Here is a 19,226-nt window from a genome sequence, read left to right as displayed (position 1 = left end):
ACTTGTTATCGCTAACCGAAAAGAGAATTTCCAGGCGCGGCTATTAAAGCGGCGCTGGGGACTATAGCCAACGAAGAAGAATAAAACTTAACTGATAACGATGATAATGAGAATGGTTTGTATCATCAATACATGGCATGGATAATAAATGCGGTTTTCCGGGGAATTTGCTTATTTTTTGATATGACGCAAGAACGTCGCTGTAGCCAAAAATAAGGGAAAAATTAATTTCTTCACTTAATGTTTAATAAAGGTTTCATTAGTTAACAGAATGAAACTTTATAAATTTCGAACTTATTGAAAGGTTACTGGAATATATTAATCGAGGCTCAGGCATTAAAAAGCGGAAAATTGCCCCTCGTAGAGAGGGGCAGGGAAGGATTAACGTTTTTTTCCCATCGCGGCGGCTAGCGCATCCATCATCGCGCTGTTGCCGGCTGGCTGAGCATCGCGACCGCGCGGCTTCGCCGCTTTTGCCGCCGGGCGGTTACCCTGCGGGCGATCGTTGCCGCCGCCGCGGCGCGCGTTGCTGTCGCCCGGTTGTTCATCCAGGCGCATCGTTAACGCGATGCGTTTACGCGGCAGGTCCACTTCCATCACCTTCACTTTGACGATATCGCCCGCTTTGACCACGGTATGCGGGTCTTCAACGAACTTATTCGACAGCGAAGAGATATGGACCAGGCCATCCTGGTGCACGCCGATATCGACGAAGGCGCCAAAGTTGGTAACGTTGGTGACCGCGCCTTCCAGAATCATCCCCGGCAGCAGGTCGTTCATCGTCTCAACGCCGTCGGCGAACTGGGCGGTTTTAAACTCAGGGCGCGGATCGCGGCCCGGTTTTTCCAGCTCTTTGATGATATCGGATACCGTCGGCACGCCGAACTTATCATCGGTAAAATCAGAGGCTTTCAGGTTGCGCAGCTCGCTGCTGTTGCCCATCAGATCTTTCAGCGCCTGCTGGGTTGCGGCCAGAATACGCTCGACCACCGGGTAGGCTTCCGGGTGAACGGTTGAGGCGTCCAGCGGGTTATCGCCGTGGTTAATACGCAGGAAGCCTGCGCACTGCTCAAAGGCTTTCGGCCCCAGACGGCTTACCTTCAGCAACTGCTGGCGGTTATGGAACTGGCCGTTCTCGTCGCGCCAGGCGACGATATTCTGCGCCATCATGCGGGTCAGGCCGGCAACGCGGGTTAACAGCGCCACCGAGGCGGTGTTAAGGTCAACGCCGACGGCGTTAACGCAGTCTTCCACCACCGCATCCAGCTTACGCGCCAGCTGCGTCTGACTAACGTCATGCTGATACTGACCGACGCCGATTGATTTCGGATCGATTTTCACCAGCTCGGCCAGCGGATCCTGCAGACGGCGGGCGATAGAGACCGCGCCGCGTAGGGAAACGTCGAGGTCCGGGAACTCCTGCGCCGCCAGTTCGGAAGCCGAGTAGACCGATGCGCCGGCTTCGCTGACGATCACTTTCTGGGCGGTTACTTTCGGGAACTGTTTTTGCACGTCGAGGAAGAAACGCTCGGTCTCGCGGGAAGCGGTACCGTTGCCGATAGCCACCAGCTCAACGTTATGTTTCTCGCACAGCGCCGCCACGACGACGGCGGCTTTAGCCGCCTGTCCGGTATGCGGGTAGATGGTATCGGTGGCCACCAGTTTGCCGGTGCCATCGACTACCGCCACTTTGACGCCGGTACGCAGGCCCGGGTCGAGACCCATGGTGGCGCGCAGGCCGGCAGGTGCGGCCATCAGCAGGTCATGGAGGTTACGGGCGAATACGTTAATCGCTTCGTCTTCCGCGCGTTCGCGCACGGTGCCCATTAATTCGGTTTCGAGGTGCATCAGCACCTTGATGCGCCAGGTCCAGCTGACGACGCCTTTGCGCCAGCTGTCCGCCGGGGCGTTGTTCAGGCGCAGGCCGAGATGATCGATAATGATCTGCTCGCAGTGGCTCTCTTTCGGCGGCTCGTCAAACTGCGGGTCGGCGTTGAGCGACAGCTGCAGCACGCCTTCATTGCGCCCGCGGAACATCGCCAGCGCGCGGTGTGACGGCACGGAAGCGATCGGTTCATGGTGGTCGAAGTAATCGCGGAATTTAGCGCCTTCTTCTTCCTTGCCGCTGACGACGCTGGCCACCAGATGGGCGTTTTTCCACAGATAATCACGCACCTTCGCCAGCAGGGCGGCGTCTTCCGCGAAGCGTTCCATCAGGATATAGCGCGCGCCGTCGAGAGCGGCTTTGCTATCCGCCACGCCTTTATCGGCGTCGATATAGTTTGCCGCTTCGGTTTCCGGATCGTGGGAAGGCTCATTCCACAGCAGATCGGCCAGCGGTTCGAGGCCGGCTTCAATGGCGATTTGCCCGCGGGTGCGGCGTTTGGGTTTGTACGGCAGGTAGAGGTCTTCGAGCTCGGTTTTGCTGAGGGTGGCGTTGATGGCTTTTTCCAGCGCTTCGCTGAGCTTGCCCTGTTCGCCGATCGATTTGAGGATCGCCTGGCGGCGGTCTTCCAGTTCGCGCAGATACCCGAGGCGAGTTTCCAGATTACGCAGCTGCGTGTCATCCAGACCGCCGGTGACTTCCTTACGATAACGTGCAATAAACGGCACGGTGTTCCCTTCATCAAGCAGGCGAACGGCAGCTTCTACCTGTTCGGCTCTGGCCTGAAGTTCACCCGCAATAATGCGGCAGAGCGAATCATTCATCATCGGTTTTATTCATCATTAGGGTCAAAAATCAGGGGATAGTTATACGGGCTGCCAGGCTAAAATGCCAGCCGCGACCGGGTTCTCTCGGAATGTTCCGGCGCTATTTCACGTATTCAATTTCATTGACGTACCAGCTGGCTTCGCCCGCCGGGGTGTTAACGATAGCCAGGTCGCCCACCTCTTTCTTTAGTAAGGCGCGAGCCATTGGCGAATCGATAGAGATATAGTCTTTGCGGCCGAAGATTTCATCGTAGCCGACAATGCGAAAGCGCTTGGTATCGCCATTGTCGTTCTCGATTTCCACCCACGCTCCGAAGAACACTTTGCCTTCCTGCTGCGGGGAATAATCGACGATTTTGAGATTTTCCAGACACTTGGTGAGATAACGCACCCGGCGGTCAATTTCGCGCAGGCGCTTTTTATTGTACTGATAATCGGCGTTTTCGCTGCGGTCGCCAAGACTCGCCGCCCAGGTCACTTTCTTGGTGACTTCCGGGCGCTCTGTACGCCACAAGTAATCCATCTCTTGCTTCAGTTTTTCATACCCTTCACGGGTGATCAGCGGCGTTTTCATCTGTGGTTCATCCAAAATAATCTCGTCCCGCCGTACCTTAACCAGCCATTTCGGCAAGGTAAAGCGGTGGGCGAAGAAATCGCGGCTACTGGCTGCGGGTAAAAATGGTAATCACCTGATCAATATGATTTTTCATTGCTTTTTTTGCCGCACGGACGTCGTGGGCCTCAATGGCTTCAAGGATCGCGCGATGCTCTTGTTCCGAGCGATGCGGCATATCGTCCGGCGTATAGTGGCGCTGCAGCATGCGGAACATACTGCCGTAACGGTGGCCGAGTAGGTGGCCGATGATAAACGCGTACGCCGGGTTACCGCTGGCCTGAGCGATACGGATATGGAACAGGCGATCGCCGGGATGGGTGGTTGAACCGGCACGGTTATCGCGACAGTTCTGTTCAAAGGCCTCGCGGATAGCGGCCAGCTCCTCGGGGCTGGCATGGCGCGCCGCCAGCGCGGCGGTTTCCGGTTCTATTAACAGACGCGCCTGCAGCAGAGAAAATGGCGGTAGTTCGGCGTTAAAATCGAGGTCTATGTTGAGTTCGTCGTCGATCTCCGTCCACTGGTCGCGACCGGCCTGCGCCATCACCGGCTCTTTGGTGGCGACGAGCGGCGTCTGCGATTTGACGATTACCCCGTTGCCGACGCGCACGTCCACCAGGCCAATCACCTCCAGCGCAATCAGCGCTTCACGTACCGATGCGCGGCTGACGTTCAACTGCTGGGCTAAATCTCGCTCAGACGGCAGACGGCTGCCGGGCGGAAATTCGTTGTTCTCAATTAATCGCTTGAGTTGGTCTGCTATCTGTCTGTAAATCCTTGGGTTTTCCAGTCTGGTAATCGGCATGTTTCACCTTTGCTCATGCGATAGACAGTGATAAAGCGCACAAATATTGGTCAGCACACTTGAGTGTTTGTTAGTCGAGTGTAATTAATTGGTTAACCAATGTGCCGTTTGTGGCCGTTTTTGCAACATATGAGCTTCACGATAGCGGGTTATGCCTGACTTGTCATGCGAAAGGTCAGGCCTTTGACTACCATCAATGGCCTGACCATTAGTCCTTTAGACCAGGGGAGAGAAATGGAACTAACCGGAAAACGCGTTCTGATTACCGCCGCAGGGCAGGGGATTGGCAACAGCTGCGCGCGGCTATTTGCCGCCGCTGGCGCGGAAGTGATTGCCAGCGATATCAACATTGCCGGATTGAGCGATATCCCCGGCGTACAGCCGCTGCAGCTGGATGTCACCCGCGCCGACGCCATTGCCGCCGCCGCGGAAACGCTGGGCCCGCTGGATGTCTTGTTCAACTGCGCCGGGGTGGTGCATAGCGGCAGCATTCTTGAATGTAGCGAGCGGGAGTGGCAGTTCGCTCTCGATCTGAATGTCACCGCCATGTTCCACACGATTCGCGCCTTTTTGCCGGCGATGATCGCCCGCGGCGGCGGCTCGATTATCAACATGTCATCGGTGGCTTCCAGCGTGAAAGGGGTACCAAACCGCTTCGCCTACAGCGCCAGTAAAGCGGCGGTCATTGGCCTGACCCGCTCGGTCGCCGCAGATTTCGTCACCCAGGGCATTCGTTGTAATGCGATTTGTCCGGGCACCGTCGATTCACCTTCGCTGCGTGGACGTATTGCCGAGCAGGCTCGCGAACAAGGGTTGAGCGAAGAGGCGGTTTATGAGGCGTTTGTCGCCCGCCAGCCTATTGGCCGCATTGGCAAGCCGGAAGAGATCGCCCAGCTGGCGCTGTATCTGGCTTCCGACGCCAGCGCCTACACCACCGGTACGGTACAGATTATTGACGGCGGCTGGAGCAACTAACCGCGCGGCGCTTTATTTCACTATCAGGAAAACGCATGAAATTACTCCGTTTTGGCAATCCCGGCAGCGAGCGTCCGGGCGTACTCGACAACGACGGCCGCCTGCGCGACCTATCGAACTATGTGACCGATCTGCGCGGCGACGCGCTGCTGCCGGAGAGTCTGGCGCGTCTGCGCCAGCTGGATCTCTACAGCCTGCCGCTGGTTGAAGGCAATCCGCGTATCGGCGCCTGCGTTGGCGGTATCGGTAAATTTATCTGCATCGGCCTGAACTATGCCGATCACGCCGCAGAGACCGGCGCCGATATTCCGCAGGAACCGGTGGTATTCAGCAAGTGGACCAGCGCGGTGGTCGGGCCGAACGACAACGTGATTATCCCGCGTGGTTCGCAAAAGACCGACTGGGAAGTCGAGTTAGGGGTGGTGATTGGTAAAGGCGGGCGCTATATCGACGAGCGCGACGCCATGCAGCACGTTGCTGGCTACTGCGTGATTAATGACGTCTCCGAACGTGAGTATCAAATCGAGCGCGGCGGCACCTGGGATAAAGGCAAAGGCTGCGACACGTTCGGGCCGACCGGCCCCTGGCTGGTGACCGCCGATGAAATACCCGACCCTAACTCCCTTAACCTGTGGCTGGAGGTTGACGGCAAACGCTATCAGGACGGCAACACTCGCACCATGATTTTCAAAGTGCCCTATATCATCAGCTACCTGAGCCGCTTTATGAGCCTGCAGCCGGGCGATGTCATCTCTACCGGCACGCCGCCGGGGGTGGGTATGGGCCAGAAACCGCAGCCGGTCTATCTACGCGCCGGCCAGACTATCCGTCTGGGCATTGAAGGGTTGGGCGAACAGCAGCAGCTGACCGTGGAGGACAAACAATGACGCAAATTACCGCCCTGCGGGTAGAGGATATCCGCTTTCCCACCTCGCAGCAGTTGGACGGCTCCGATGCGATGAATCTCGACCCGGATTACTCCGCCGCCTACGTGATCCTCGAAACCGACAATCCGCAGCTCACCGGTCACGGGCTGACCTTCACCATTGGCCGCGGCAACGAAATTTGCTGCGCGGCGATTCAGGCGCTGGAGCATTTAATCGTCGGCGAGCAACTCGAGACGATCGCCGCCGATATGGGCGCCTTCTGGCGGCGCTTTACCAGCGATAGCCAGCTGCGCTGGATTGGCCCGGACAAAGGGGCGATTCACCTGGCGACCGGCGCGGTGGTCAATGCGGTGTGGGATCTGTGGGCGAAGGCCGAAGGCAAACCGGTCTGGCGACTGGTTGCCGATATGAGCCCGGCCGAGCTGGTGCGCTGCATTGATTTTCGCTACATCACCGACTGCATTACCCCGGAGGAGGCGCTGCGCCTGATGGAAAGCCGTGAGGAGGGTAAAGCCCAGCGGCTTGAACAGCTACAGGCGCAGGGTTATCCGTGTTACACCACGTCAGCGGGCTGGCTGGGTTACGGTGATGACAAACTGCGTCGTCTTTGTCAGCAGGCGGTGGACGCCGGTTTCTCGCATATCAAGCTGAAGGTTGGGCGCGATATTGAAGATGACATCCGCCGCGTGCGCATTGCCCGTGAAGTGATTGGCCCCGAGCGGAAACTGATGATTGACGCCAACCAGGTATGGGAAGTGGACGCCGCCATTCCATGGGTCAAAGCGTTGGCCTTCGCCAACCCGTGGTTTATCGAAGAGCCGACCAGCCCGGATGATATCGAAGGCCACCGCAAGATCCGCGAGAACATCGGCGCGGTGAAGGTCGCCACCGGCGAGATGTGCCAGAACCGGATTATGTTCAAACAGTTCATTATGCGCGGCGCGATTGACGTGGTGCAGATCGATGCCTGCCGGTTAGGCGGCGTCAACGAAGTGCTGGCGGTGATGCTGATGGCGGCGAAGTACAACCTGCCGGTTTGCCCGCACGCCGGCGGCGTCGGACTGTGCGAATACGTCCAGCACCTGTCGATGATTGACTACCTGTGCATCGCCGGTACCCATGAAGGGCGGGTGATCGAGTTTGTCGACCATCTGCACGAGCACTTCCTGCACCCTTGCGAAATCCGCGGCGCAGCTTATATGCCGCCGCAGGCGCCGGGCTACTCGATTGAAATGCATCAGGCTTCTATCGAGCAGTACCGCTACCGTGGAGAAGCGCATGTTGCGCATTGATGCCCACCACCACTACTGGCGCTATCAGCCACAGGATTACCCGTGGATTGATGACGACATGCCGCAACTGCGCCGGGATTTTTACCCCCCGCAGCTCCAGCCGCTGCTGGCACAGCACCGGCTCGATGGCGCGGTGGTGGTGCAGGCGCGTCATGACGAAAACGAAACCGCCTGGCTGGTGGCGCAGGTTTCTCAGGCGGTTGGCGTATGCGGCGTGGTGGGCTGGCTGGATATTACCGCCGCGGATCTCGAGGACAAGCTGACGCAGTGGCGCGACCAGCTGTGCGGGTTGCGCCATCAGGTGCAGGATGAAGCCGACCCGGCAGCGTGGCTTGAGCGCGAGGCGGTCTCCCGCGGCATGCGGCGACTACAGCAACGCGGCTATAGCTGGGATCTACTGGTTACCCATCATCATCTCGCGGCGGCGGCACGCTTTGCCGCCCGCCACGATGATCACTGGCTGGTACTCGACCATTTCGGCAAGCCGGATATCGCGCGCGGCGCGGCCCACTGGGCCGAACAGGCGAGGCCGCTGGCCGCATTACCGCATGTGGTGGGCAAACTTTCCGGCCTGGTGACCGAAGCCGGGCGCGGATGCTGGACCGAGCAGCAACTGCTGCCTTTCTTCGACGCCGCGCTGGAGTTGTTTGGCCCGCAGCGGCTGATGTTTGGTTCCGACTGGCCGGTATGCCTGCTGGCGGCGGAGTACCACCAGGTTTACCAGCTATGCGAAACGGCGCTGGCCCCGCTGACGGAAACGCAGCGGTCAGCTATCTGGGGCGGCACTGCCTGTCGGGTTTATGGTTTAACGGAGGCGAAGCGTGGATCTATTTCTTAAAGACAAAGTGGTTATCGTCACCGGCGGCGGCTCGGGGATCGGCGCGGCCGTGACGCGACTGCTGGCGGAAGAGGGCGCGGTGCCGGTCATCGTCACTAATGCCCAGCCAGAGCAGGGGTTTATGGATGGGCTGAAGCAAATCGCGCCGCAAAGTGAGCTGATTATCGCCGACCTGTGCCAGGAGGCTGAATGTGCCGCGGCGGTAGGCCAGGTGCTGGCGCGCTTTGGCCGCATTGATGCGCTGGTGAATAACGCTGGAGTGAACGATGGCGTAGGGCTTGAGGCCGGGCGTGAGGCGTTTCTCGGATCGCTTGAGAAAAACCTGATCCACTACTACCAGATGGCCCACCTGTGCCGCGAGGCGCTGGAGGCGGCGCGGGGCGCTATCGTCAATATTGCCTCGAAAACCGCGCTCAGCGGCCAGGGCGGCACCAGCGGCTATACCGCGGCGAAAGGGGCAGTGCTGGCATTAACCCGTGAATGGGCGGTATCGCTGCGCGAGAGCGGCGTGCGGGTTAACGCGGTGGTACCGGCGGAAGTGCTGACGCCGCAGTACCAGCGCTGGATAAATACCTTCCCCGATCCACAGCGGCAGATGGCGGCGATTAACCAACGCATTCCGCTGGGCAAACGCATGACCACGCCGGAAGAGATCGCCAATACCGTGGTGTTTCTTATCTCCTCGCGCGCGTCGCACACTACCGGGCAGTGGCTGTCGGTGGACGGCGGGTATTTGCATCTCGACAGGGCGCTGTCATGAGCGCCGCGCGGCGGCTGTGTCAGGCGCTGGATTTAGTCGATTCGGCGGAGAAAATTGCCGAATACCAGCGTCTGCATGAACGTATCTGGCCGGAAGTCGCCGGGCATCTACGCGACCATGGCGTGCTGGATATGGAGATTTACCGGCTTGGCACGCGGCTGTTTATGGTGATGGAGGTCGCCGGGGATTTCGATGACGAACGCTTTGCTCAACACAGCCTGAACCACCCGGTCATTCAGCGTTGGGAAGCGCTGATGTGGCAATACCAGGTTCCCACCCCCTGGACGCCGGTAGGCGAAAAATGGGTGTCGATGGAGCGCATATTCTCTTTGCAGGATCAATAAAACAACTCTGTACTCTACTGAGGATCTCACCATGCTAGTGAATAAAACGGCGGAGCCGCTGGCGGCCCGCGCCGGGGCGACCCCTAATCTGCGCTGGGCATTTATGCTGGTCACCAGCCTGTTCTTTATGTGGGGGCTCTCTTACGGCCTGCTCGATGTTCTCAATAAACATTTTCAGGAGACTCTGCACGTCACCAAAGCGCAGTCCGGTTTACTGCAGGCGGCTTATTTTGGCGCCTACTTCCTGGTGGCGCTGCCCGCCGGCTATTTTATGGATAAACGCGGTTATAAAGCGGGGATCCTGGTCGGTTTGTGCCTGTATGCGCTTGGCGCGCTGCTGTTTGTGCCGGCGGCGAGCGTGAATAGCTTTGCGCTGTTCCTCTTCGCACTGTTTGTGATTGCCTGCGGATTAGGCTGCCTTGAGACCGCGGCGAACCCTTATGCGACGGTACTTGGCGACAGTAAAGGCGCCGAGCGGCGGTTGAATCTGGCGCAGTCGTTTAACGGACTGGGGCAGTTTATTGGCCCGCTGATCGGCGGCACGCTGTTCTTTTCAGCCACTCAGAGCAATACCGGCGACCAGAGCTCGGTAAAAATCACCTATGTCGCTATCGCCGTACTGGTGCTGGCTATCGCGCTGCTGTTCCGCCGCACGCCGATGCCGGATATTCGCGAGGATGAGGGCAGTCAGCAAGAAGCGGCGCAGGGGCTGTGGCAGCATCGCCACTTTACCGGCGGGGTCATCGCCCAGTTCTTTTACGTTGCCGCGCAGGTCGGCGTGGGGGCGTTCTTTATCAACTATGCGACCGAGCACTGGCATGGCGTGACAAACCAGCACGCTTCCTATCTGCTGTCGATTGCGATGATTAGCTTTATGGTCGGTCGTTTCTTCAGTACCTGGCTGATGGGGCGGGTGCAGGCGGCGACGCTGCTGATGGTTTACTCGCTGGTCAATATCGTGCTCTGCGGTTTGGTGATGATGAGCATTGACGGCGTGTCGGTGGTGGCACTCATTGCGGTCTTCTTTTTTATGTCGATTATGTTCCCGACCATTTTTGCGCTGGGCGTTAAAAACATGGGCAGCCATACCAAACGCGCCAGCTCATTTATGATTATGGCCATCGTCGGCGGGGCGATTATGCCTTACTTCATGGGGGCGTTGGCCGACCGCTACAGCACCGCGCTGGCCTATGGGTTGCCGCTGCTATGTTTCCTGGTGGTGCTGTGGTACGGCATGAGCCAACGACGCGCGTAAACGGTAAAATTAGCTAAAAAGGCGGAGGAGACCCTCCGCCTTTTTCTTTTTTGTCGCGCCGGTGGTAAATTTTGCTCAGAATGACGGGTTTACCCTAAATAATTCGAGTTGCAGGAAGGCGGCAAGTGTGTGAATCCCCAGGAGCATAGATAACTATGTGACTGGGGTGAGCGCACGCAGCCAACGCACGTGCAATTTGAAGAATGACGGGTATAAATTGCTGTTTAATATGCTTTGTAACAATTTCGACTAGAATATATACCAGATTTGGCTGGTCGTATTAGCGTGGGTTTTTAAGAATACGCACTAACGATTGCAGTGAACCTTTGGGAGTACAAACAATGCAAGAGAATTATAAGATTCTGGTTGTGGATGACGATATGCGCCTGCGCGCGCTGCTGGAACGTTATCTGACCGAGCAGGGCTTCCAGGTTCGTAGCGTGGCGAACGCCGAACAGATGGATCGCCTGCTGACCCGTGAATCCTTCCACCTGATGGTGCTGGATCTGATGCTGCCGGGCGAAGATGGTTTATCTATCTGCCGCCGTCTGCGTAGCCAGAGCAACCCGATGCCGATCATTATGGTGACGGCGAAAGGGGAAGAAGTCGACCGTATCGTGGGGCTGGAAATCGGCGCCGATGACTACATTCCTAAACCGTTTAACCCGCGCGAACTGCTGGCCCGTATCCGCGCCGTGCTGCGCCGCCAGGCGAACGAGCTGCCGGGCGCGCCATCGCAAGAAGAAGCGGTGATCGCTTTTGGCAAATTTAAACTGAACCTCGGCACCCGCGAGATGTTCCGTGAAGATGAGCCGATGCCGCTCACCAGCGGTGAGTTCGCGGTATTAAAAGCGCTGGTGAGCCATCCGCGTGAACCGCTGTCCCGCGATAAGCTGATGAACCTTGCCCGCGGCCGCGAGTACTCGGCGATGGAGCGTTCTATCGACGTACAAATCTCCCGCTTGCGCCGCATGGTGGAAGAGGATCCGGCGCACCCGCGCTACATCCAGACCGTTTGGGGCCTGGGCTACGTCTTCGTGCCGGACGGTTCTAAGGCATGAAGCGCGTGCGTTTTTCGCCGCGAAGCTCATTTGCCCGCACCCTGTTACTGATCGTCACCCTGCTGTTCGTCAGCCTGGTGACGACTTATCTGGTGGTGCTGAATTTCGCGATCCTGCCGAGCCTGCAGCAGTTTAATAAGGTGCTGGCATACGAAGTCCGTATGCTGATGACCGATAAACTGCAGCTGGAAGACGGCACCCAACTGGTGGTACCGCCGGCGTTTCGCCGCGAAATTTACCGCGAGCTGGGGATTTCGCTCTATTCCAATGAGGCGGCGGAAGACGCAGGCCTGCGCTGGGCGCAGCATTATGAATTCTTAAGCCAGCAGATGGCGCACCAGCTTGGCGGGCCGACCGAAGTGCGGGTTGAGGTCAACAAAAGCTCGCCAGTGGTGTGGCTGAAGACCTGGCTTTCGCCGAATATCTGGGTGCGGGTGCCGCTGACTGAAATCCATCAGGGCGATTTCTCGCCGCTATTCCGTTATACGCTGGCGATAATGCTGCTGGCCATTGGCGGCGCGTGGCTATTCATCCGTATCCAGAACCGACCATTGGTCGATCTGGAGCACGCCGCGTTGCAGGTCGGGCGTGGGATTATTCCGCCGCCGCTACGCGAATACGGCGCGTCGGAAGTGCGTTCGGTGACCCGCGCCTTCAACCATATGGCCGCCGGGGTCAAACAGCTGGCGGACGACCGTACGCTGCTGATGGCTGGGGTCAGCCACGATTTGCGCACGCCGCTGACGCGGATCCGGCTGGCGACGGAGATGATGGGCGAGCAGGACGGCTATCTCGCCGAGTCGATCAATAAAGATATCGAAGAGTGCAACGCCATCATCGAGCAGTTTATTGATTACCTGCGCACCGGCCAGGAGATGCCGATGGAGCTTGCGGATCTCAACGCCGTGTTAGGCGAAGTCATCGCCGCCGAAAGTGGCTACGAGCGGGAAATCGCCACCGATCTGCAGGCCGGAGAAATTCCGCTGCGTCTGCATCCGCTGTCGATCAAACGCGCGTTAGCCAATATGGTGGTGAACGCAGCACGTTACGGTAAGGGCTGGATTAAAGTCAGCAGCGGCAGCGAAGCCAGCCGTGCCTGGTTCCAGGTGGAAGATGACGGCCCGGGGATTAAACCGGAACAGCGCGAACATCTGTTCCAACCGTTTGTGCGCGGCGATAGCGCCCGTAGCACCAGCGGCACCGGGCTGGGGCTAGCGATAGTGCAACGTATTATCGACAATCATAACGGTCGCCTGGAGATTGGCACCAGCGAACGCGGCGGCCTGCTGATCCGCGCCTGGCTACCGATTCCGGTGCATCGCGCGCTGTCGCCGGCGAAGCCTGCGAAAGAGAGTTGAAATATAAAAAAGCCGGGCATCGCCCGGCTTTGTTGTCTCTGCGACCTGATTAACGCTTCGGACCGGCCGCAACCAGCGCAGCGCCGGCCGGGGTATCGGTATACTTCTCGAAGTTCTCAATAAACAGTTTCGCCAGCTGATCGGCTTTCTCCTGCCACTGCTCCGGAGAACCGTAGGTATTACGCGGGTCGAGGATATGGGTATCGACGCCCGGCAGCTCGGTTGGGATCTGCAGGTTGAACATTGGCAGGGTGAAGGTTTCGGCGTTATCCAGCGAACCGTCGAGGATGGCGTCGATAATCGCGCGGGTATCTTTAATCGAGATACGCTTGCCGGTACCGTTCCAGCCGGTGTTGACCAGGTAAGCCTGGGCGCCGGAAGCCTGCATGCGTTTTACCAGCACTTCAGCGTACTGCGTCGGGTGCAGCGACAGGAACGCGGCGCCGAAGCAGGCGGAGAAGGTTGGGGTCGGCTCGGTGACGCCGCGCTCGGTACCGGCCAGCTTGGCGGTAAAGCCAGACAGGAAGTGGTACTGGGTCTGGTCAGCGGTCAGGCGCGAAACCGGCGGCAATACGCCAAAGGCGTCGGCGGTCAGGAAGATAACCTTGGTGGCGTGACCGGCTTTCGACACCGGCTTAACGATATTTTCGATATGGTCGATCGGGTAGGAGACGCGGGTGTTCTCGGTCTTCGAACCGTCATCAAAATCGATGGTGCCGTCAGCGAGTACCACGACGTTTTCCAGCAGCGCATCGCGGCGGATCGCGTGATAGATATCCGGCTCGTTGGCTTCCGACAGCTTAATGGTCTTCGCGTAGCAGCCGCCTTCGAAGTTAAATACGCCGTCATCATCCCATCCGTGCTCGTCATCGCCAATCAGGCGGCGTTTCGGGTCGGTGGAGAGGGTGGTTTTACCGGTGCCGGAGAGGCCGAAGAACACGGCGACGTCGCCTTTTTCGCCGACGTTAGCGGAGCAGTGCATCGAAGCGATGCCCTGCAGCGGCAGCAGGTAGTTCATGATCGAGAACATCCCTTTCTTCATTTCGCCGCCGTACCAGGTGCCGCCGATGAGCTGGATGCGCTCGGTCAGGTTGAAAGCCACGAAGTTTTCGGAGTTCAGACCCTGCTCTTTCCACTGCGGGTTGGTGCACTTCGCGCCGTTCATGACGATAAAGTCCGGCTCGAAGGCTGCCAGCTCTTCTTCGCTCGGGCGAATGAACATGTTCTTAACAAAGTGTGCCTGCCAGGCGACTTCAGTAATAAAGCGCACGCTGAGGCGGGTGTCGGCGTTGGCGCCGCAGAAGGCGTCGACGATAAACAGGCGTTTGCCCGACAGCTGGTGAGTCACCAGGCCTTTCAGGTGCTGCCAGGTTTCCTGGGAGAGCGGCTTGTTGTCGTTCTTGCCATTGCCTTTATCAGACCACCACACGGTATCGCGAGTGGTATCGTCACGGACGATATATTTATCTTTCGGCGAACGGCCGGTGAAAATGCCGGTATCGACGGCGATGGCGCCAAGATTGGTTAATACGCCACGCTCATAACCTTCCAGTTTCGGGTCGAGCTCTTCCTGATACAGCGTATCGAAGCTCGGGTTGTGGACAATTTCCTGGACGTCATTGATACCGTAAGCCTTGAGATCCTGCGGGGTTAAACTATTAACGCGCATGTCACTGCTCCTTAGCCAATATGTACTGCTTTAAATTGTAGGGTTTCTTTCAGGGAATAGACCGCGACCAGGCTCATAGATTTACGTATCTCGACAAACGCCTTTCTTACGAAAAACACAGTGACTCCTGTCACGAAGTGCGCGTGATTATCTCAGGAAAACGGCCGCAGGTGGCGATAGATGTTTCCGAATGGTTAAAAAGTAATTAAAAAAACTGCTGAAATGTGAATGTAATCGCTTTCTTGAAAGAAAGTTACGTAACTCTTTCAGTGAAAATCGATTCAACACGCGGTCGAAATAGTTGACGCCAGGCGCGGCGGGTTAGAAAAACCCGGCAACGCCCGGCGAGAGGGGCGATTAGTGTACCTGCGGATCCGCCGGCGAGGCGTTATTGCGGATCTCGGCGATATCCATCGCGTTGAACAGGTAATGATTGCCGCAGTAGTCGCAATGCATATCAATTTCGCCTTCGTCGGCGAGGATGCTGTCGACTTCTTCATCCGGCAGCGTCTTCAGCGCATCGGCGCAGCGCTGGCGAGAACAGGTGCATTTGAACTCGACGTCTTGCGGGTCGTATACCGTCACCTCTTCCTCATGGTACAGGCGCCATAATACATCGGTCGCCGGCAGGGTGAACAGCTCTTCCGCCTTGATGGTCTCGGTCAGGGTCGCCAGATGCTCGAAGTCGTTAAGCTGCGCGTCCTGAGCCGGCATCACCTGCAGCAGCATGCCGCCGGCTACCGCTTTACCGTCGTGCTCGCCGGTACGAATGAACAGTCGGGTCGGCAGCTGTTCGGAACGCTGGAAGTAATCTTCCAGGCATGCCGCCAGGGTATCGCCTTCCAGGCCAACAACGCCCTGATAGCGCTCGCCTTCCTGTGGAGAGATGGTAATGACCAGGTAGCCGTTGCCGACCAGCGTTTTCAGGTCCGCGCCTTCCGGGATTTCGCCCTGAACGCGAGCGACGCCGCGCAGCTGCTGCTGGTTATTGCCGTTGATCACCGCCAGCGAGAGCGGGCCGTCGCCCTGCAGCTGAACGGTAATATCGCCGGCGAACTTCAGCGTGGCGGTCAGCAGGCTGGTGGCGACCAGCAGCTCCGACAGCACGGTTTTCACCGGCTGCGGGTAGCTATGGTTGGCCAGGATCTGTTCCAACGTGTCCGATACGGTGACCAGTTCACCGCGCACGGCATAGTTTTCAAACAGATAACGATGTAATTGATCGTGTTGAGTCATAATCATCTCTCTTGCTGGCGGCAGCGCTATTCGCTGTCGCCGTGTTTAAATCTCATCAGGTCGCGGCGCTCTTTTTTGTCCGGACGTCTGTCTGGGTGCGGCATCGTGAGCGCATTCAGCTTACGCGCCAGCGCCACTTTTTCGCGTTTCTCGATACTCTCTGCCGTCTCTTCATAAAGCATGACGGCTTCGCTGGCTGGCCTGCGCTGTTCGGTAACGCTTTTGACGATAACGGTGCGCTCGTCGTTGCCCTGGCGCAGGGTCAGGGTGGCATTCAGCTCGACGATTTTGCTCGGCTTACTACGTTGTCCGTTGTAGTGCACCTTGCCGCCTTCAACCATCTCGCGCGCAATGGCGCGGGTTTTATAAAAGCGGGCTGCCCAAAGCCATTTGTCCAGCCTGACGCTTTCTGCGGGCTTATCTTTCATGGCCTCTCCTCCGGAGTCAGGGAAGGGATCAGCCGCCGGTAATCGTTCACGCCAGGATGGCGGGCATACTGTTTTTCCGCCAGGCCGGAATCCGGATTGGTGACGCCCAGGCAATAACGAATGCCGAACTGCGCCGCCGCGTCCAGGATAGCCTCGCTGTCATCGACAAACAGCGTTTTGCGCGCATCAAGGCCGGTTTCTTCCGCCACCGCGCGCCACAGGCGCTGATCCTCTTTCGGATAACCAAATGTGTGGGTGGAAAGTAATAAATCAAGGTGCGCGTCCAGACCGGTGTGCTTGAGCTTCACCGCCAGATTATGCGGGTGCGCGTTGGTCAGCAGGATGCGGCGCTTGCCGCTGGCCCGCAGCGCATCAAGGAATGGCACGGTATCTTCCCGCAGTTTTGCCCGCGGCCCCTGTTCGCTGGTCATCGCACAAATATCCAAACCCAGTCGCTCGCTCCAGTAATCAAGACAGTACCAGTTTAGCGTATGCTGCACGGCGTGATACTCCTGGTGCATTGCCGCTTTGGCTTCCTGCAGGTTGAGTCCGCGCGCGGCGCCCCAGGTTTCCGGGACCAGTTTTTGCCAGAAGTAGTTGTCGAAGGCGAGGTCGAGCAGCGTGCCATCCATATCCAGCAGAACGGTATCAACCTCCTGCCACGCGATATTGATTTGCATGGTGAGTCTCCAGCGAGGGGGAAATGCGCGACAGGGTATCACACCCTGTCGCGCAGGAATTAATCTTGATGATCTGGGGAAGGGATGAGAACCGGATTCAGGCAGCTTTCATAATATTTTTGAATTTCTTCCATGCGCTGGCGCTGGCGCTGATAGCGGCGGATCGCCTGCACGCCGTGCCACGACATACAGCCAAGCATCGCCAGCAGCAGCAGAGTGGTGCCAAGATAGCGCCACAGCCCGCTGCGATCGGGAATGCGGTGCAGGTTGATATGCTGGGTGCCATTGGCGTCGGTATAAAGATTGGTGACAATCCCCTCCGCATGGAATGGCGTGTGCATCAACATGCCCGCCAGACGCTGCAGCTCGCCCCACTGCTCGTGGGCGGGATAATCGTACAGGCTGATAGCCGGCCACGGCTGATTGACCAGTTCGCTGCCTTCATCGCTGGCGATCAGGAATCCGCCAGGGGCCGGGCTATTTAGCGCCTGCGCCGCGCGGGAGGTTTCACGCATCACAAACGGCGCGGTGGAGGTCGTCACCAGATTCTCCAGCGATTCGGCGCTCACCGGGCGCAGCAACACGTTCACTCCATCGAGCTTACCGGCGGTGGCGCGTTTGGTTAGCGCTTCCCAGTTGCGGGTATTGCCAAGGTTGACCAGCGCGTTCTTCAGACGCACGCAGTCATCTTTCGCCGAGCAGAGCTCGTTGGTTTTCAGCACGATATCGCCGAAGTCATCCAGCAGCACCATTCCTGATTTCTGAATTGCCGAACGTAATGCCGGGCTAACGTGCGAATCGTCGTCCGGGTCAGGATGCAACTGGCGCTGTACCGCCTGGACCAGCGCCGTGGCCTTACCGACGATATCGGACTCCGGCAGCGGCAGGGGAGGCGCGTCGTTCCAGATGATCTGCGAACAATCGAACGGCGTAAACGGCGAGGCTTCTTTCGCGCTCCAGGCGCCCGGCGTACGGATGTTGCACATCCCGGTACCTTTTAATTGCAGCGTGTCGCCAATACGCACTTTCGCCTTCTCAAGCTGGCCGACGGTGGTGGCTTCGATGGTCTGCGCCCCCTTAAGCCAGGAGAGCGTGAATTTAAAGGGCATATTCAGCGGGACGCTAATCCACAGCATGATGACGACCAGCAGCGCGCCGGCGGCGATAATCGCGCTGCGTAGCCAGTACTGCAGCGGGAAGTTTTTCACTTCATCGTGCAGCGACAGGAAGCGCCCCTGGCGAACCACATGGCGGTTAAGATAAATATCAATATCGGTTTGCTGCCCCAGGTCCTGGGCGATCCATGGTTGCCAGTGGCGCGGATAGATAAGGTCGATAATCCCCAGCGAAATATTATTGACGTGTTCCTGGTCGTTCTCGCCAAACAGCCCCCAGCGTTTCGGCATTCCGCGCAGGCAGTGGATCTCGCGTAGCGAACCGGCCAGCGGCGGCGCATAGATGCCCCATAAGCCCGCAGCCAACAACAGTACGCCGCCGCCGAGCAGCCACGGCGCAAAGACGTCAGGGGAGATTAGGCAGCAATAGAACAGCAGGAAGGCTGCGACGATCATGATCCCTTCGCGCAGGCTGTCAGGACGGCTGAGGGCATGCTCTTCCTGAGTTTCCTGGCGGATGTTCAGCAGCTCGACCTGCTCGCTCTCCTCACCGCGAATCGACGCCTGGGTAGCTGATGCGCGTTCAAGCGCGTAGCCGCGGGCTTCCTGCGGATAGTCGCGCAAGGTGTGGTCGTTGAGAACAATCACCAGCGGCAGGCTGTCGGTTGGGATCAGCGAGACGCTGTTTTCGTCGTTGATATGCTGTTCCCAGAACGGCGGCAGGTGAACCTCCACCGAGTCGAGGAAGTATCGCCATTTGTTGGGCTCATCAGACGAAATGCCATAGCGGGTGACGGCGCGGGTGACGGTATAAACGGTGTCGCTCTGCTCATTCAGTTTCAGGGCGACAGGCGCGACGCTGGCGCCGGTTGCCGGTACCTGTTGCGACTGGCTGAGGCCATCGAGATACTTTTCGACCGCCTGGCGTTCATCATCAGAAAGCTTGCGGGTCGTCGCGTCGCTAAAGGCTTGCAGTAAGGGGAGGCGACGACGTCTGGCATGAGATCGATACCACCACCCGATAAGCAAGACACAGAGTAGCAGAGCTGTGAAAAAGGTCAGAAAGGTGCCCATGCCCATCCCATCGTCATAGTAATTTTAATTGTTTATCGGCACATGTTGTCTAATGCAGGAAATTTTATTGTGCAATGCAGCAGCATGTAAGCTTATCAAAAACGGGAAAACTCAGGAATCGGTA

17 protein-coding genes are annotated in these 19,226 nt (G+C 58.0%); 9 read left to right on the top strand and 8 right to left on the bottom strand.

Annotated features, from left to right (window positions below):
* Nucleotides 1–381 precede the first annotated feature (381 nt).
* From ABLV17_RS09080 to ABLV17_RS09070, 3 genes are all read right to left on the bottom strand, one after another.
* Complete coding sequence (locus tag ABLV17_RS09080; protein WP_015703676.1) at nucleotides 382–2,712, bottom strand: Tex family protein; 2,331 nt, start codon at nucleotides 2,710–2,712, stop codon at nucleotides 382–384.
* Nucleotides 2,713–2,812: 100 nt separating this feature from the next.
* Nucleotides 2,813–3,286: a transcription elongation factor GreB gene (greB, locus tag ABLV17_RS09075; RefSeq protein ID WP_113373948.1), complete on the bottom strand. Its 474-nt coding sequence runs from the start codon at nucleotides 3,284–3,286 to the stop codon at nucleotides 2,813–2,815.
* Between the two features lie 85 nt (nucleotides 3,287–3,371).
* On the bottom strand, nucleotides 3,372–4,130 hold the full coding sequence (locus ABLV17_RS09070; RefSeq protein ID WP_015369365.1) for a FadR/GntR family transcriptional regulator: 759 nt from the start codon (nucleotides 4,128–4,130) through the stop codon (nucleotides 3,372–3,374).
* A gap of 234 nt (nucleotides 4,131–4,364) precedes the next feature.
* On the opposite strand from ABLV17_RS09070, the gene ABLV17_RS09065 reads away from it, so the two are divergent.
* The 9 genes from ABLV17_RS09065 (at nucleotide 4,365) to envZ (ending at nucleotide 12,900) form a co-directional block, all read left to right on the top strand.
* A complete protein-coding gene (locus ABLV17_RS09065) occupies nucleotides 4,365–5,105 on the top strand; it encodes an SDR family oxidoreductase (RefSeq protein WP_015703673.1) in 741 nt (246 codons plus the stop codon).
* A gap of 35 nt (nucleotides 5,106–5,140) precedes the next feature.
* The gene (locus ABLV17_RS09060) at nucleotides 5,141–5,992 is read left to right on the top strand and encodes a fumarylacetoacetate hydrolase family protein (RefSeq protein WP_087859063.1); all 852 of its coding nucleotides are present in this window, start codon (nucleotides 5,141–5,143) and stop codon (nucleotides 5,990–5,992) included.
* Complete coding sequence (locus tag ABLV17_RS09055) at nucleotides 5,989–7,284, top strand: L-fuconate dehydratase (RefSeq protein ID WP_213794134.1); 1,296 nt, start codon at nucleotides 5,989–5,991, stop codon at nucleotides 7,282–7,284. The genes ABLV17_RS09060 and ABLV17_RS09055 overlap by 4 nt, the downstream gene beginning before the upstream one ends.
* Nucleotides 7,271–8,122 (top strand): amidohydrolase family protein, encoded by an 852-nt coding sequence (locus ABLV17_RS09050; protein WP_213794133.1) that lies wholly within the window; start codon nucleotides 7,271–7,273, stop codon nucleotides 8,120–8,122. Before ABLV17_RS09055 ends, ABLV17_RS09050 begins: the two co-directional genes overlap by 14 nt.
* Entirely contained in the window at nucleotides 8,106–8,882 is a 777-nt protein-coding gene (locus ABLV17_RS09045) for an SDR family oxidoreductase (protein WP_308957698.1), read from the top strand. Before ABLV17_RS09050 ends, ABLV17_RS09045 begins: the two co-directional genes overlap by 17 nt.
* On the top strand, nucleotides 8,879–9,226 hold the full coding sequence (locus tag ABLV17_RS09040) for an L-rhamnose mutarotase (protein ID WP_213794132.1): 348 nt from the start codon (nucleotides 8,879–8,881) through the stop codon (nucleotides 9,224–9,226). The genes ABLV17_RS09045 and ABLV17_RS09040 overlap by 4 nt, the downstream gene beginning before the upstream one ends.
* Nucleotides 9,227–9,257: 31 nt before the next feature.
* Nucleotides 9,258–10,481 (top strand): L-fucose:H+ symporter permease, encoded by a 1,224-nt coding sequence (gene fucP, locus ABLV17_RS09035; RefSeq protein ID WP_063415087.1) that lies wholly within the window; start codon nucleotides 9,258–9,260, stop codon nucleotides 10,479–10,481.
* A 341-nt stretch (nucleotides 10,482–10,822) separates the two neighbouring features.
* Nucleotides 10,823–11,542 (top strand): two-component system response regulator OmpR, encoded by a 720-nt coding sequence (gene ompR / locus ABLV17_RS09030; protein ID WP_001157751.1) that lies wholly within the window; start codon nucleotides 10,823–10,825, stop codon nucleotides 11,540–11,542.
* The gene (gene envZ / locus ABLV17_RS09025) at nucleotides 11,539–12,900 is read left to right on the top strand and encodes a two-component system sensor histidine kinase EnvZ (RefSeq protein ID WP_015369373.1); all 1,362 of its coding nucleotides are present in this window, start codon (nucleotides 11,539–11,541) and stop codon (nucleotides 12,898–12,900) included. Before ompR ends, envZ begins: the two co-directional genes overlap by 4 nt.
* A 49-nt stretch (nucleotides 12,901–12,949) precedes the next feature.
* Here the strand turns inward: envZ and pckA are convergent, their stop codons facing one another.
* The 5 genes from pckA to ABLV17_RS09000 form a co-directional block, all read right to left on the bottom strand.
* Complete coding sequence (gene pckA / locus ABLV17_RS09020) at nucleotides 12,950–14,569, bottom strand: phosphoenolpyruvate carboxykinase (ATP) (protein ID WP_045375850.1); 1,620 nt, start codon at nucleotides 14,567–14,569, stop codon at nucleotides 12,950–12,952.
* 357 nt (nucleotides 14,570–14,926) lie between these two features.
* The gene (gene hslO, locus ABLV17_RS09015; protein WP_015703666.1) at nucleotides 14,927–15,805 is read right to left on the bottom strand and encodes an Hsp33 family molecular chaperone HslO; all 879 of its coding nucleotides are present in this window, start codon (nucleotides 15,803–15,805) and stop codon (nucleotides 14,927–14,929) included.
* Between the two features lie 26 nt (nucleotides 15,806–15,831).
* Nucleotides 15,832–16,233, bottom strand: a complete 402-nt coding sequence (gene hslR, locus ABLV17_RS09010; protein WP_015369376.1) for a ribosome-associated heat shock protein Hsp15 — start codon at nucleotides 16,231–16,233, stop codon at nucleotides 15,832–15,834.
* Nucleotides 16,230–16,913: a GMP/IMP nucleotidase gene (yrfG, locus tag ABLV17_RS09005; protein WP_047047984.1), complete on the bottom strand. Its 684-nt coding sequence runs from the start codon at nucleotides 16,911–16,913 to the stop codon at nucleotides 16,230–16,232. The genes hslR and yrfG overlap by 4 nt, the downstream gene beginning before the upstream one ends.
* Before the next feature lie 59 nt (nucleotides 16,914–16,972).
* Nucleotides 16,973–19,102 carry an intracellular growth attenuator family protein gene (locus ABLV17_RS09000; RefSeq protein ID WP_087859069.1) on the bottom strand — a complete coding sequence of 710 codons (2,130 nt, stop codon included), beginning with the start codon at nucleotides 19,100–19,102 and terminating at the stop codon, nucleotides 16,973–16,975.
* Between the last annotated feature and the right edge of the window lie 124 nt (nucleotides 19,103–19,226).

Origin of the sequence: Klebsiella sp. CN_Kp091 (assembly GCF_040065095.1) — a bacterium.
Taxonomy (GTDB): domain Bacteria; phylum Pseudomonadota; class Gammaproteobacteria; order Enterobacterales; family Enterobacteriaceae; genus Klebsiella; species Klebsiella aerogenes.
This window is presented reverse-complemented; position numbering and strand designations above follow the sequence as displayed.

What these genes read in the sequence shown, in the direction of transcription:
- envZ (WP_015369373.1), top strand. Translation starts at nt 11,539, where the DNA reads ATGAAGCGCGTGCGTTTTTCGCCGCGAAGCTCATTTGCCCGCACCCTG.
- ABLV17_RS09065 (WP_015703673.1), top strand. Translation starts at nt 4,365, where the DNA reads ATGGAACTAACCGGAAAACGCGTTCTGATTACCGCCGCAGGGCAGGGG.
- hslO (WP_015703666.1), bottom strand. Translation starts at nt 15,805, where the DNA reads ATGACTCAACACGATCAATTACATCGTTATCTGTTTGAAAACTATGCC.
- hslR (WP_015369376.1), bottom strand. Translation starts at nt 16,233, where the DNA reads ATGAAAGATAAGCCCGCAGAAAGCGTCAGGCTGGACAAATGGCTTTGG.
- greB (WP_113373948.1), bottom strand. Translation starts at nt 3,286, where the DNA reads ATGAAAACGCCGCTGATCACCCGTGAAGGGTATGAAAAACTGAAGCAA.
- fucP (WP_063415087.1), top strand. Translation starts at nt 9,258, where the DNA reads ATGCTAGTGAATAAAACGGCGGAGCCGCTGGCGGCCCGCGCCGGGGCG.
- ABLV17_RS09000 (WP_087859069.1), bottom strand. Translation starts at nt 19,102, where the DNA reads ATGGGCACCTTTCTGACCTTTTTCACAGCTCTGCTACTCTGTGTCTTG.
- ABLV17_RS09060 (WP_087859063.1), top strand. Translation starts at nt 5,141, where the DNA reads ATGAAATTACTCCGTTTTGGCAATCCCGGCAGCGAGCGTCCGGGCGTA.
- ABLV17_RS09040 (WP_213794132.1), top strand. Translation starts at nt 8,879, where the DNA reads ATGAGCGCCGCGCGGCGGCTGTGTCAGGCGCTGGATTTAGTCGATTCG.
- ABLV17_RS09080 (WP_015703676.1), bottom strand. Translation starts at nt 2,712, where the DNA reads ATGATGAATGATTCGCTCTGCCGCATTATTGCGGGTGAACTTCAGGCC.
- yrfG (WP_047047984.1), bottom strand. Translation starts at nt 16,913, where the DNA reads ATGCAAATCAATATCGCGTGGCAGGAGGTTGATACCGTTCTGCTGGAT.
- ABLV17_RS09050 (WP_213794133.1), top strand. Translation starts at nt 7,271, where the DNA reads ATGTTGCGCATTGATGCCCACCACCACTACTGGCGCTATCAGCCACAG.
- ABLV17_RS09055 (WP_213794134.1), top strand. Translation starts at nt 5,989, where the DNA reads ATGACGCAAATTACCGCCCTGCGGGTAGAGGATATCCGCTTTCCCACC.
- ompR (WP_001157751.1), top strand. Translation starts at nt 10,823, where the DNA reads ATGCAAGAGAATTATAAGATTCTGGTTGTGGATGACGATATGCGCCTG.
- pckA (WP_045375850.1), bottom strand. Translation starts at nt 14,569, where the DNA reads ATGCGCGTTAATAGTTTAACCCCGCAGGATCTCAAGGCTTACGGTATC.
- ABLV17_RS09070 (WP_015369365.1), bottom strand. Translation starts at nt 4,130, where the DNA reads ATGCCGATTACCAGACTGGAAAACCCAAGGATTTACAGACAGATAGCA.